Origin of the sequence: Caballeronia hypogeia (assembly GCF_001544875.2) — a bacterium.
Classification (GTDB): Bacteria; Pseudomonadota; Gammaproteobacteria; order Burkholderiales; family Burkholderiaceae; genus Caballeronia; species Caballeronia hypogeia.
In genome coordinates this window covers 203,294-216,609 of the sequence record NZ_FCOA02000004.1, presented here as the reverse complement: position 1 = coordinate 216,609, position 13,316 = coordinate 203,294, and the positions used below count along the sequence as shown (strand labels likewise).

Annotated in this window: 13 protein-coding genes; 6 read left to right on the top strand and 7 right to left on the bottom strand. The window is 62.3% G+C overall.

The genetic code is table 11. From position 1 onward, the window contains the following. Positions 1-31: 31 nt before the first annotated feature. On the top strand, positions 32-673 hold the full coding sequence (locus tag AWB79_RS09695) for a hypothetical protein (RefSeq protein WP_061167187.1): 642 nt from the start codon (positions 32-34) through the stop codon (positions 671-673). A 24-nt stretch (positions 674-697) separates the two neighbouring features. On the opposite strand, the gene AWB79_RS09690 is transcribed toward AWB79_RS09695, so the two are convergent. Next, the gene (locus tag AWB79_RS09690; RefSeq protein WP_061167186.1) at positions 698-1,558 is read right to left on the bottom strand and encodes an NmrA family NAD(P)-binding protein; all 861 of its coding nucleotides are present in this window, start codon (positions 1,556-1,558) and stop codon (positions 698-700) included. Between the two features lie 129 nt (positions 1,559-1,687). After that, positions 1,688-2,695, bottom strand: a complete 1,008-nt coding sequence (locus AWB79_RS09685) for a LacI family DNA-binding transcriptional regulator (protein ID WP_061167185.1) — start codon at positions 2,693-2,695, stop codon at positions 1,688-1,690. Positions 2,696-2,868: 173 nt separating this feature from the next. Here AWB79_RS09685 and AWB79_RS09680 point away from each other — a divergent pair, with 173 nt between their 5' ends. From AWB79_RS09680 to AWB79_RS09665, 4 genes are all read left to right on the top strand, one after another. After that, positions 2,869-3,903, top strand: a complete 1,035-nt coding sequence (locus AWB79_RS09680; RefSeq protein WP_061167184.1) for a sugar ABC transporter substrate-binding protein — start codon at positions 2,869-2,871, stop codon at positions 3,901-3,903. Positions 3,904-4,103: 200 nt separating this feature from the next. Continuing rightward, on the top strand, positions 4,104-4,946 hold the full coding sequence (locus AWB79_RS09675) for an HTD2 family dehydratase (protein WP_061167183.1): 843 nt from the start codon (positions 4,104-4,106) through the stop codon (positions 4,944-4,946). A gap of 20 nt (positions 4,947-4,966) precedes the next feature. Continuing rightward, complete coding sequence (locus AWB79_RS09670) at positions 4,967-6,130, top strand: acyl-CoA dehydrogenase family protein (RefSeq protein WP_061167182.1); 1,164 nt, start codon at positions 4,967-4,969, stop codon at positions 6,128-6,130. An 11-nt stretch (positions 6,131-6,141) separates the two neighbouring features. Next, a complete protein-coding gene (locus tag AWB79_RS09665; protein WP_061167181.1) occupies positions 6,142-7,320 on the top strand; it encodes a CaiB/BaiF CoA transferase family protein in 1,179 nt (392 codons plus the stop codon). Between the two features lie 13 nt (positions 7,321-7,333). On the opposite strand, the gene AWB79_RS09660 is transcribed toward AWB79_RS09665, so the two are convergent. From AWB79_RS09660 to AWB79_RS09640, 5 genes are all read right to left on the bottom strand, one after another. After that, a complete protein-coding gene (locus AWB79_RS09660; RefSeq protein ID WP_061167359.1) occupies positions 7,334-8,278 on the bottom strand; it encodes a LysR substrate-binding domain-containing protein in 945 nt (314 codons plus the stop codon). A gap of 104 nt (positions 8,279-8,382) precedes the next feature. Beyond that, on the bottom strand, positions 8,383-8,763 hold the full coding sequence (locus tag AWB79_RS09655) for a hypothetical protein (protein WP_061167180.1): 381 nt from the start codon (positions 8,761-8,763) through the stop codon (positions 8,383-8,385). Positions 8,764-8,804: 41 nt separating this feature from the next. Then, positions 8,805-9,512, bottom strand: a complete 708-nt coding sequence (locus AWB79_RS09650; protein ID WP_096031516.1) for an RNA polymerase sigma factor — start codon at positions 9,510-9,512, stop codon at positions 8,805-8,807. Continuing rightward, positions 9,509-9,850, bottom strand: coding sequence for a cupredoxin domain-containing protein (locus AWB79_RS09645; RefSeq protein WP_198398998.1), 342 nt, complete (start codon positions 9,848-9,850; stop codon positions 9,509-9,511). Before AWB79_RS09645 ends, AWB79_RS09650 begins: the two co-directional genes overlap by 4 nt. Continuing rightward, complete coding sequence (locus AWB79_RS09640; protein WP_061167179.1) at positions 9,816-10,349, bottom strand: DUF4142 domain-containing protein; 534 nt, start codon at positions 10,347-10,349, stop codon at positions 9,816-9,818. Before AWB79_RS09640 ends, AWB79_RS09645 begins: the two co-directional genes overlap by 35 nt. Before the next feature lie 156 nt (positions 10,350-10,505). On the opposite strand from AWB79_RS09640, the gene AWB79_RS09635 reads away from it, so the two are divergent. Beyond that, a complete protein-coding gene (locus AWB79_RS09635; RefSeq protein WP_061167178.1) occupies positions 10,506-13,244 on the top strand; it encodes an MGH1-like glycoside hydrolase domain-containing protein in 2,739 nt (912 codons plus the stop codon). Positions 13,245-13,316 lie beyond the last annotated feature (72 nt).

Genomic DNA, 13,316 nt, shown 5'->3' with positions numbered 1-13,316 from the left:
CTTCCCGTTTCCCGGCGGCATCGCCTGAGCCATGCGCACGCCCCGCACAGTGCGAGCCGCAGAGAACTTCGGACGCGTACGCCTCTCGCGTTCGTTCTTCATGCGCGAGTTCCTGTTCAGCGAGATTGCTTGCATGCAGGGCATGTCCAACATGCCGGACGATCCCGAACTGGCGATAGCCGCGGGTCGCGCGTTATGCGAGCACTTGCTCGAACCGTTGCAGGCGACGTTCGGCAGAATCGCGATTCGCTCGGGCTATCGTTCGTCCCAAGTGAACGGCTTCGGCAACGAACACGATTTGAGTTGCGCGTCGAACGAACACAACCGCGCGCGCCACGGGTGGGATCGGCGCGACGCGGACGGCGGCATGGGCGCGATGGCGAGCATCGTGATTCCGTGGCACATGGACCGTTTGCGCGAAGGCGGCTCGTGGATATCACTGGCATGGTGGATCCACGATCATCTCCCGTACAGCGAGCTGGAGTTCTATCCGAAGCTCGGCGCGTTCAACATTGCGTGGCACGAGATGCCGAAGCGCCGCATATCGAGCTACGCCGACCCGCGCGGCGTGCTCACCGCGCCGGGTCATGCGAACCACGGCGGCGAGCATCGCGAGCACTATCCTGGCTATCCGGCGCTGGTGATGCCGCCGCCCTTTCGGCGCGACGATTAACGCGCGACGATTAACGCGCGACGATCAACGCGCGACGAGCTTGCGGATCACCTCGCGCAACGGCGTCGTGCCCTTGACGATTTCATCGCGATTGCCTTCGAAATCGATCCAGCCTTCGTTGAAGCCGTCGAGCATGCGCACGCGCGGCATGGGGTTCTTCATGCCCTGGCTCGTGAACAGCCCTTCCCACGTATCGCGCGGCACGGCCTGCGCGCGCACTTGCTTGCCGAGCACATCCGCAAACGCGGCGGCGATATCGTTCGGGCTGATGCGCTGCGGCCCTTCGAGTTCGACGAAGCGCGCGCCGCTCCACGTTTCCCGAAGCAGCTTCGCCGCGAGCCGCCCGATATCGTCGGTCGCGATCATCGGAATCGCGCGGTCGAGCGGTTGCAGGAACGAGTGAACGATGCCTTCGTTGCGCGCGCCTTCGACATCCCATGCGCAGTTCTCCATGAACCAGCCGGGGCGCAGGAACGTCACCGGAATCGCCTGCTCGCGCAATGCCTCCTCCAATAGCGTGCGCTGCGTGAGCAGATTGGTTTGCGTCGCCTGAGCGCCGATCGTCGAAAGGCACAGGATGCTGCGCGGCCGGGCGCGCGCCACCGCGGCGACGATTGCATCGCTCACTTCGCGCGCTTCAGGAAATCCCGGCGCGGGATCGAATTGCGGCGGCGGGAGAATGAACACGGCCTGCGCGCCTTCGAACGCGCGAGCGAGCGAGTCTGCATCGGTCATATCGGCGAGCGCGATTTCGCAACCGCGCGCCGCCCACACAGCGCCCTTGCGCGCGTCGCGCACCACGGCGCGAACGGGCTCGCCCGCCTGCAACAACGCACTGGCGACCGCGCCGCCTACTTGTCCCGTGATTCCAGTGATGACATACATGTTCCGACTCCTTATGCGATTCGTTTGACTGCAACGGATTGCATGTTAGGACTCGGACCCTGCCGGAAAAATGGCTCGCGCGTTATCGGATTCATGACGCGATGGCATTGACGGCATTCGAATGATGCGTCACGCGGCAGGCGGCAGATTCTCCTGAAGATAGATGGAGATGGGCGTCTGCAACGGCAGCCCCGACGATGTGCCCCGGTTGTAGTGCCCGAGTATGACTTCGACGGCACGGACCGCCTCGACGAACGGGCTTTGATCGAGCACCGCATCCATCACGCCTTCGATGAGCAGCGAGCGGCTGATCTCTGTGAGTTCGTGACCGATCAGAACGGTCGAGTGCTCCTTGCGCAGCGAGCGCAATGCACGCGCGATGCCTTCGTCGCCGACCGACAAGTTGTAGATGCCGCGCAGTGACGAATGCTTCCTGAACGCATCGCGCGTGAGGCGTTCGGTCGACTGGGCATCCTCGCGGCTCTCCACCGTCGCCACGACTTCGCAGGCGGGAAAGCGCCGACGCATCACCGAGCGAAACGCGCCGTCGCGCTCTTCATGGCCGAGAAAGGTGCGCAAGCCCGAGATCACCATCACTTCTCCGCCCTGCTCGCCGAGAAAGCGCCCCATCAGTTCGCCGGCGATGCGGCCCGCGCAGCGATTATCGATACCGACATAAGCCGTGCGGCCCGTATCGGGCAAATCGCTCGCCAGCGTCACGACGGGAATGTTGCGCGCGATGCGCGACACCACATCAACGACGACGGGATGCTCATACGCGATGAGGATCATCCCGTCCGCTTTCTGCGACGCGCGATTGATGACGGTGGCGAGCGACTTCGGTTCGAGGTCGTCGAAGAACGTCAGATGACACACCACGCGATGCGTTTCGAACGACTTCTGCGCGAGCTCGAAGCCCTGCCGCAACGCGACGTAGTAAGGCGATGTCGGCTTCTGCGTGAGGATGGCGATGCGCAGCCAGCGCACCGACACCTCGTCGAGCGCGCGGTCGATCTTGAGCTTGCGCGCCGCTTCCAGCACGCGCGACTCCTTTTCGCGCGCCACGCCGCCGCGTCCGTTCAGCACGCGTTCGACCGTCGAATAACTCACGCCTGAGGCCTTGGCGACGTCGTCCATCGTAGGCTTTCTTCGGGTATTCACGGAGCGTCCTTTTGAAGAAAAGTCCTCAATAAACCGTTTGAGAGCGGAAAGTCGATCAACTAAATTCTAGCCATCGAATGCAGACAAGGGCGGAAAAAGAATCGCTCGTGCATCGATTCAATAGAAATTGCCGTCCAGGAGACAACCCCATGAACCGTATTGCTCATCGCGTGTCCGCCCTGTGCGCGGCGCTCGCTCTCGTGTCAGGTTTCGCCGCTTCCGCACCGGCATCCGCCGACGAACGCTTCGTTCTGGTCAGTCATGGATCGGATTCGAACGTGTGGTGGAACACCGTGAAGAACGGCATGCGCGACGCAAGCGAGGACTTCAACGTGCCGGTTGATTACCGCAATCCGCCATCGGGCGATACCGGCGACATGGTGCGCATTCTCGAACAGGCCGCGGCGCGCAACTACTCCGGCGTGATCACCACGGTGCCGAACTACGAGATGATCCAGAAGGGACTGACCGGGGTGAAGGCGAAGCACATTCCCATCGTGACGATCAACGGCGGCCCTGAAGCGGGCATGAAGCTCGGCGCGATCATGCATATCGGCCAGCCCGAATACGACGCGGGCAAGGCCGCCGGCGAGCGCGCGAAAGCGGCGGGCGTGCATAACTTCCTGTGCGTGAATCATGGCGCGGACATTCAGGCTTTGTGGGATCGCTGCAAGGGTTTCGCCGATGCGATCGGCGCCGACTACAAGAAGTCGACGATGGATAGCGGCGAAGACCCGACTGTGATTCAGAGCAAGGTCGCGGCCTATCTGCGCGCGCATCCGGACACGCAGGCAATCCTCGCGCTCGGTCCCGATCAGGCGACCGGCGTGCTGCGCGGCATCAACGACGCCGGCCTGACGGGCAAGGTCTACGTGGCGACTTTCGACCTTTCGCCCGACATCCTGAAAGCGATACAAGGCGGCAAGATCGCGTTCGCGATCGATCAGCAGCCGTATCTGCAGGGTTATCTCTCGGTCGCGGCAATGGCCATTTCGATTCGCGACAAGACCACGGACACGGCGCGTATCGTCGCGGCATTGAAGGACGACAAGAAGGTCGCGGCGCGTCTCGCCAAGTATGACCTCAAGCCCGTCTATACGGGATCGACCGTCAGCTCCGGTCCGAGCTTCGTGACCAAAGACAATCTCGCGCCGGTGCAGAAGTACGCGGGTTCATATCGCTGATCCGCGAATCATGTGAACGCGATTCACCGCGCGGACAGCGTTCGCGCGATTGATCGCGTACTCCGCAGGAAATAATGCCGCGATAGGATCATCCTATGCCCGGCACATGAAACTGATATTTCCACTCTCCTCCGCATTTGCTTAAAGTCTCCGTGTCCAACAAGAATTAGCTGGCTCATGTCAGCCATGGAGACGACACAATGCATGATTCGCTGGCGTCAATCAAAACGCGCACGGATAGCGCCGCCGATATCGTCGCGCCGACTTCCGTCGCGGCCCTCGCCGCCACGCTCGATTACGATGCCGCGCCGCGCGAAGGCGATGCGCTCCCGCCCTTGTGGCACTGGATCTTCTTCAGGCCGATAACGAAGCAATCGCTGATTGCGGAAGATGGTCATCCGCGCAAGGGCGGCTTCCTTCCCGATCTCGGTCTGCCGCGGCGCATGTGGGCGGGCGGAAGGCTGCGCTTTCCCGCACCGGTGATCGTGGGTGCGAACATCACGCGCGAATCGACGATTCTCGATATCAAGGAGAAACGCGGACGTACGGGCAAGCTCGGTTTCGTGACGGTCGGGCATCGTATTTGCTCAGGCGATATCGTCGCGATAGAGGAAGAGCACGACATCGTGTACCGTGAGCCCGCTGTGCCCGGCGCACCAGCGCCCGCTCCGAACGCCGCGCCGTCCGAAGCGCAATGGCAGCGCGATATCGTGCCCGACGAAGTCCTGCTGCTGCGCTATTCCGCGCTCACCTTCAACGGGCATCGCATTCATTACGACAAGCCTTATGTGACACAGGTCGAAGGCTATCCCGGTCTCGTCGTGCATGGACCGCTCATCGCGACGCTGTTGATGGATCTGTTGCGCCGACGGTTGCCCGATGCCACCGTCCTCGAATTCTCGTTCAAGGCGCAGCGTCCGTGCTTCGCGGGCAACGCGCTGCACTTGTGCGGCCAGACGTCGGCCGATGGCAAGAGCGTCGAACTCTGGTCGAAGGACCACGAAGGATGGCTCGGCATGACTGCGCGCGCCACGCTTGCCTGACCCTGATCGCCACACAGACCATGATCGAAACCACACCCGACGCTTATCAGGACATTCGCGAGGCCGTGCGCGATCTTTGCGGCCAGTTCTCCGGCGAATATTTTCGCAAGATCGATGAAGCGCGCGGTTATCCCGAAGCGTTCGTTGACGCACTCACGAAAGCCGGCTGGCTCGCCGCACTGATTCCGCAGGAATACGGCGGCTCGGGTCTCGGGCTGACGGAAGCCTCCGTCATCATGGAAGAGATCAATCGATCGGGCGGCAATTCGGGCGCGTGTCATGGCCAGATGTACAACATGGGCACGCTGCTGCGTCACGGGTCGGCGCAGCAGAAGCAACGCTATCTGCCGAAGATCGCATCCGGCGAACTGCGTCTGCAATCGATGGGCGTCACCGAGCCGACCACCGGCACCGACACGACGAAGATCAAGACGACCGCGGAAAAGAAAGGCGACCGCTATGTGATCAACGGCCAGAAGGTCTGGATCTCGCGCGTGCAGCATTCCGATCTCATGATCCTGCTCGCGCGCACCACGCCGATCGCGGACGTCAAGAAGAAGAGCGAGGGCATGTCGATCTTCATCGTCGATCTGCGCGAGGCGATCGGCAATGGCCTGACGGTGCAACCGATCCTCAACATGGTCAATCACGAAACCAACGAGCTCTTCTTCGACAACCTGGAAATTCCCGCCGAGAACCTGATCGGCGAGGAAGGCATGGGCTTCAAGTACATTCTCGACGGCCTGAATGCGGAGCGCACGCTGATCGCGGCGGAATGCATCGGCGATGGTTACTGGTTCATCGACAAAGTCTCGGAGTACGTGAAGGATCGCGTCGTGTTCGGGCGTCCAATTGGCCAGAATCAGGGTGTGCAGTTTCCGATCGCGCGCGCGTTCGTGAACGTCGAGGCGGCGAACCTGATGCGCTTCAAGGCGTGCGAACTCTTCGACGCGCACAAGCACTGTGGCGCACAGGCCAATATGGCCAAGCTGCTCGCCGCCGATGCATCATGGGAAGCGGCCAATGCGTGTCTGCAATTCCACGGCGGCTTCGGCTTCGCGGCCGAATACGATGTCGAACGCAAGTTCCGCGAGACACGTCTCTATCAGGTCGCACCCATCTCGACCAACCTGATTCTCGCGTACGTCGCCGAACATATACTCGGGCTGCCGCGCTCGTTCTGAGGAGGCTCGCCATGCGTCCGTTGCAAGGCATCAAGGTCGTCACGTTCGAGCATGCGATCGCCGCGCCCTTCTGCACGCGTCAGCTCGCCGACCTCGGTGCGCGCGTCATCAAGATCGAGCGTCCCGGAACGGGCGACTTCGCCCGCAACTATGACGAGCGCGTCTCGGGGCTGGCCTCCCATTTCGTCTGGACGAATCGCTCGAAGGAAAGCGTGACGCTGGACGTCAAGCATCCGGAGGCGATCGATGTCGTGCACAAGCTGCTCGCCGATGCCGATGTCTTCGTGCAGAATCTCGCGCCCGGCGCGACACAAAGGCTCGGCCTCGATTACGACACGTTGAAGGACCGCCATCCGCGTCTCATCGTATGCGATATCTCCGGTTATGGCTCCGATGGCCCGCTGCGCGACAAGAAAGCCTATGACTTGCTGATCCAGAGCGAATCGGGCTTTCTCAGCATCACGGGTTCGGAGGGCGAACCCGCCAAAGCGGGCTGCTCCATCGCCGATATCGCCGCCGGCATGTATGGCTACTCCAATATTCTCGCTGCGCTCATCGAACGTGGCAAAACGGGGCGCGGCAAGCGCATCGACATTTCCATGTTCGAAAGCATGGTCGAGTGGATGAGCTATCCGCTCTACTACGCCATCGACGGGCAGACGCCGCCGCGACAGGCGGGTGCATCGCACGCGACCATCTTTCCATATGGTCCGTTCCAGGCGGGCGATGGCAAAACGGTGATGCTCGGCCTGCAAAACGAACGCGAATGGAAGAAGTTCTGCGAGATCGTGATCCGCCAGCCCGCGCTTGCGGACGACGAGCGCTTCTGCGCAAACAGCCGGCGCACGCAGCATCGAGATGAACTGACTCGCATCATCGTCAATGCGTTCGCTTCATCGAGCGCGGCGCAGGTCATCGAAAGGCTGGAGGAAGCGGGCATCGCGAACGCGCGCATGAACGACATGCACGATGTGTGGAAACACGAGCAACTCGAAGCGCGTCAACGCTGGACGCGCGTGGGCACACCCGCAGGCTCGATTCCCGCGCTGTATCCACCGGGCCTTTGCGATGCGGACGAACCGCGCATGGATGCCGTCCCCGCGCTCGGCCAGCATACCGAAGCCGTGCTGCGCGAACTGGGTCTCGATAGCAACGCAATAGAACGCTTGCGCGCGGCGAACGCGATCTGAAGTCGAAATGTTCTCACGGCGATGCGCGCTCGCGCATCGTCACGCCTTGCCAGCTCTCGCGTTCGATCTGCTCCCCGATCAGCCGAAGCAAGGTCTCGCGCACCGCGACCGTCGCTGAATTCATCGGCACGTCGTTCGGCCAGCAAATGCTTGCCGGCCTTCTGATGACCGGATGGACGATTCTGCGCATCTTTGGCAAACGCGCCTCGTCCCATTGCGCGATCGCCGACGATGGAAGAATCGTGCACGCCCTGCCCGAATGCGCGATCAGCAATAGCGAAGGCAAGGAATCGATATCCGCGACGATGTTCAGCTCGACCTTCTCGCTCGCGAACGTGCGCTCGATCAGCAGACGCAAACCATTCGAAGCGCCGGGCGCAACGAGCTTCACGCCCGCGAGTTTCGCCAGCGGGCATGTGGTGGCGCGTGGCGAGATATCGCCGCCGGGCTCGCCGAGCAGATAGAGGGTTTCATCGAGCACGGGCATGGCCGTGATGCCGGGCGTATCCGACTCGCGAAACAGGATGCCGAGATCGAGTCTGCCGTTTGCGAGCAACTCGTTCAGATAGCCGCTCATGCTTTCGAAGAATTGCAGACGTATGCCGGGATACTGGTCCTGCATGCGCTCGAACAGAGGCACGGCGAGCACGGAGGCCATCGTCGTGGGCAGGCCGACGGCAACTGTCCCGGACTGCGCGCCCGCGCCCTTCGTCACTTCCTGCTTGAGCTGCTCCATCTGCCGCAACACGACGCGCGCATGACGATAGAGCGCGTCGCCTTCGGCCGTGGGCTTGACGCCGTGATTGCTGCGCAGAAGAAGTGTCACGCCGAGTTCTTCTTCGAGCCGCGCCATCTGCTGGCTGAGCGAGGGTTGCGCGACATGGAGCTGCTCCGCTGCCTTGCCGAGACTGCCGTAATCGACGATGCTGACGAAGTAGCGAAGCTGGCGAACGTCCATGAAGAATGGCGAGTGGTCGATGACGTGGCGCGCTTCCATGTCATGGCGCCGGTCGCCTATTCTATAACTCACATTGGGCCGTCATAGGCAAAGCCTGGGGCATCTCAATGTCCGGGACCGTTCTGCTCAACGCAACTCAACACGAGCGTGCTGTTCATACCCGCTTCGGGGCTGAGCATGGCGGTATGAAACTCGGTGTCGGTGCAGCGCCAGTTGGCCTGGAGATCTTTTCGGCAAGTTCCTGCGGGATCGCTTATGCGCTTTCTGTCCAGCATGTACGCGCATGTATCGCGGCCATTGCACTGACGCGTCAGATCGCGCGTCGCGTTGCCGTTCTGCGCGCCGCAGTTCGCGCCATAAGTTCCGGATATGACCTCGATCGTCCGCGCCTGCGCGCCCGCGATGCCCGCCAGCATCACGATCGCCCCTGTCGCGCATACCCGGCTAAAGCCTGCAGCACGCGCAGCCGCCCTGTCCTTGTCCATGGCGCCTCCTTCCGTTTCGCCGGCAAACCCGCCGCGACACGCTATGACGCGCCGCCGGATAGTTTCGATAGTACGCTCGCCACGACGCGGTCGCACTGCGCGCCGCCGAACTCGAACACGTCGCGCTCGGCGAGATCGAAAGCCTGTGCCAGCGATTCGCGCAACATGCTGCGCGCGCGGAAATGGCGGCTGCGTACCGTCGCTTCGGGTATGTTCAGGCATTGCGCCGTCTCTTCGACGCTCATCTCTTCGATCGAGCGCAGCACGAACACGACGCGAAACAGCTCCGGCAGTTCATCGAGCTTGCGTTCGAGCAGCGCGCGGACCTGGGAGCGCGCAAGCGCTTCGTCGGGGTTATCGTCGTCGTGCGCGCTCATGGCGTCCGCATGTTCGATATAGTCGGGCGCGTCGACGATCGGAATCACGTTCTGACGCCGCGCCGTGCGCCGCAAGCGTGCGAAGCATTCATTGAGCACGAGGCGTGACAGCCAGGTGAAGAGTTGCGAATCGCCCCGAAACTGGCTCATCGATCTGAACGCGTGCAGATAGGCCTCCTGCAGCGCGTCCTCGGCTTCGGCATCGTTGCGCAGGGTCGCGCGCGCCATGCGATAGAGACGCCGGTTATGCCGGCGCATCAGAAGCGCAAACGCGCTCCGGTCGCCCGCGACGATGCGGCGCGCGATATCCATGTCATCGCTTGACGGGACGGTCGTCTGGTTCGCGGCGGGATCGCTCATGATCGTGTTCATCGAACGTTCAGGACCGCGTGCATGGTCGGATGCAAGGTGCACGAATAGGCATAGCTGCCCGCCTCGCGCGCCACATAGCTCCACGATGCATCTGCCGCAATGTCGTGCGAGTCGAAGGCTTTCGCGTCGGCGGTCGCGGTATGCGGGAACAGGTCCTTGTTGAGCCACACGACGCGATCGCCACGCGCCACCGTCAACGCGGGCGGCTCGAAGCGCATCTGCTCGATCACGACGACATAGGTCGCCGCGCCCGCGTCGACATGCAGCGCAAGCACGCCCGCAAGGCCGGCGAGCAAGCGCAGCTTACGCACCGCTCTTGCCCAGTTCGGCCTGCACATGCCGGGCATGTTCGAGATGCGCGACGAACGCGGGCCGCACCTTGACCAGAAGCGCCTTCAACTCCTCGTTTTTCGCCCCCGGAATCAGGGTCTTGTCGAGCGCATCGAGCACGCTTTCATGATAGGCGACCTCGTGATCGATATACGATTTGTCGAAGCTGCCGTCCGATAGCGTCCTCAGCTTCGCAAGGTTGTCGTCGCCGCCCTGCTTCAGGCTCTGGCTCGTCGGGCTATCCTCGGGCGTCACGTTGAGCTTTTTGACGAGCGCCGTCGCGGCCTTGTTCACGCCGCTGTGGTCCGTGACCATCTGTTGCGCGAACGCCTTCACGTCCTTCGATCTGGTCTTCGACTCGGCGAGCTTGCCCGCGTCGATATCGACCTGATTCGCCGTCACGACGATGGCCGCGATCTGCGGGTCGGTAGGCCCTGCGCCCTGCGCGTGGGCGCCGATGGTTGCAAGCGCCAACATCGCGGTGCAGGCGATATGAATCGGTTTCATGTGAACTCTCCTCGCACTCGTTGCGGTTAAGGCGTTGGATGTCGTGACGAAAAATCCCGTTCCCGGCCGATGCGGTCATGCGGCTTTCCACTTCGCTTATCATCGGAAAAGCCGCGCACGAAACATATCGAAAGCACCGGACGCACCGGAGGTCGCATGCCACCGCTACGCGCAATCCATCTGCTGCAATCGAAGGAAGGCTCGCGCCTGCATGGGCCGGAGCGCGACCGGTGGCGCCGCTGGGGCCCGTATCTGAGCGAGCGCCAGTGGGGCACGGTTCGCGAGGACTACAGCGAATACGGCACCGCGTGGGACTACTTTCCGCACGACCATGCGCGCAGCCGCATGTATCGCTGGGGCGAGGACGGCATCGCCGGCTTCGGCAATGACCCGCTCGACTGGTGCGTGTCGCTCGCGCTGTGGAACGGGCGCGATCCGATCATCAAGGAGCGGCTCTTCGGCCTGACGAACGAGCAAGGCAATCACGGCGAGGATGTAAAGGAGTTGTACTTCTATCTCGACGGCACGCCGACGCATTCGTACATGAAGATGCTGTACAAGTATCCGCACGACGCGTATCCATATCAGCAACTCATCGACGAGAACCGCGCGCGCGGCCCGGAGCAACCCGAATACGAAGTGCTCGACACCGGCGTGTTCGACGACGACCGCTACTTCGACGTCTGCGTCGAATACGCGAAGCACACGCCGGACGAGATCGCGATGCGCGTAACGATAGAAAATCGCGCGAATCAGGCCGCGACCTTGCACGTTCTTCCGCAATTCTGGGCGCGCAATCGCTGGGCATGGTCGAGTAAATGGGGCAAGCCGTCGCTCACGCTGGAGCAGGATGCGGAAGAAGGCGCGCGCGTACTCGCGCATCATCCGTCGCATGGCACGATGATCGTCACCGCAAGCGCGGATGCGCCGATCGAGTGGCTGTTCTGCGAAAACGACACGAACGTTCGACGCATTTTTGGCATCGAAGGAACGGGGCCGTTCAAGGATGGCTTCAACGACTATCTCGTCGAAGGCGACGAGGAGGCGATCCGCCGCGATCGCGGCACGCGCACCGCCGCGCACGCGCGCCTCGAACTCGCGCCGCATGCGCGCTCCGTCATGTATCTGCGCTGGCGCGCGGCGAGCAACGCGGTCGACGCGCCGCTCGACCTGGAGGCGCTGTTCGCGCGCCGCCACGCGGAAGCCGACGAGTTCTACGCAACGTTGCAACACGACATCGACGATGCCGACGCGCGCCTCGTGCAACGTCAGGCGCTCGCCGGCATGCTATGGACCAAGCAGTACTATCAGTTCGACGTAACGCGCTGGCACGACGGCGATCCGGGCCAGCCCGTGCCGCCGCGCGAACGCAGGCACGGCCGCAACGCAGACTGGCGGCACATGTGCAACGGCGACATCGTGTCGATGCCGGACAAGTGGGAATATCCGTGGTATGCGTCGTGGGATCTCGCGTTCCACGCAGTCGCATTCGCGACGATCGATCCTGAGTTCGCGAAGAACCAGTTGCTTCTGCTCGTGAAGGAACGCTACATGCATCCGAACGGACAATTGCCCGCCTACGAATGGGCCTTCGGCGATGCGAATCCGCCGGTGCATGCGTGGGCGACCTGGCGCGTGTTCGAACTCGATCGGGAAATGACCGGCATCGGCGATCACGCCTTCCTCGAAGTGATGTTCCACAAGCTGCTGCTCAACTTCGCGTGGTGGGTCAACCGCAAGGACGCGGACGACCACAACATCTTTCAGGGCGGCTTTCTCGGACTCGACAACATCGGCATCTTCGATCGCTCGCAGCCGTTGCCGACCGGTGGCCGCATCGATCAGGCGGACGGCACCGCATGGATGGCGTCGTATGCGCTCGACCTCATGCAGATCGGTCTCGAACTGGCGATGTCGAACGAACGCTATGTCGAGATCGCCGTGAAGTTCTTCGAGCACTTCCTGTATATCGCGGAAGCGGTCAGTTGCGGCGAGGGTTGCAACACCGGACTCTGGGATGGCAGCGACGAGTTTTTCTATGATGTGCTGCGCACGCCCGACGGCAAACGGGTGCCTTTGCGCATTCGCTCAATCGTCGGATTGATTCCGCTGTTCGCCGTGCACGTGCTCGAAGAACGCGTATATGGCGATTTGCCGGGATTGCGCGAGCGGCTCGTGTGGTTCCTCGATCATCGGCCGAATCTTGCGCGGCTCGTCTCGCGCTGGACGGAGCCGGGCAAGGGCAAGACCACCTTGCTCTCGCTATTACGCGGACATCGCATGAAGGCGCTCTTGCGCCGTGCGCTCGATCAGGCGGAATTCCTCTCGGACTACGGCGTGCGGGCGCTCTCACGCGTGCATTGCGACCAGCCCTATATCTTCGATCACGATGGCGTGAACCTCTGCATCCGCTATCTGCCGGCCGAATCGGACTCGCGCGTGTTCGGCGGCAATTCGAACTGGCGCGGGCCGATCTGGATGCCGGTGAATTATCTGCTGATCGAATCGCTGTACGAGTTTCATCGCTACTATGGCGATGAGTTCCGCGTCGAGCACCCGACCGGATCGGGCAACACGCTTTCGTTGAGCGAGATCGCCGACGATCTCTCGCGCCGGATCACCACGCTGTTCCTGAAAGACAAGGATGGCAAGCGCCCCGTGATGGCCGCTTACCCTAAGCTGCAAGCCGATGCGCGCTCGCAGGACCTCATTCTCTTTCACGAGTATTTTCATGGCGACAGCGGCCGCGGCGTCGGCGCGTCGCATCAGACTGGCTGGAGCGGGCTCGTCGCGCTACTGTTGCAACCGCGCCTCATGAAGCTCTCGCACGTGGGCCCCGAGGCGCCCGTCATGGCCGTGCGTCTGCATGAGGATGTCGTGGTGGCTGCGAAGTAGTAGAGCCTATTTCACGATCCCGACGCTCCCGGGAGGCCGGAGCGGCGGATCGGCCCTGCACATCAAAGGCAT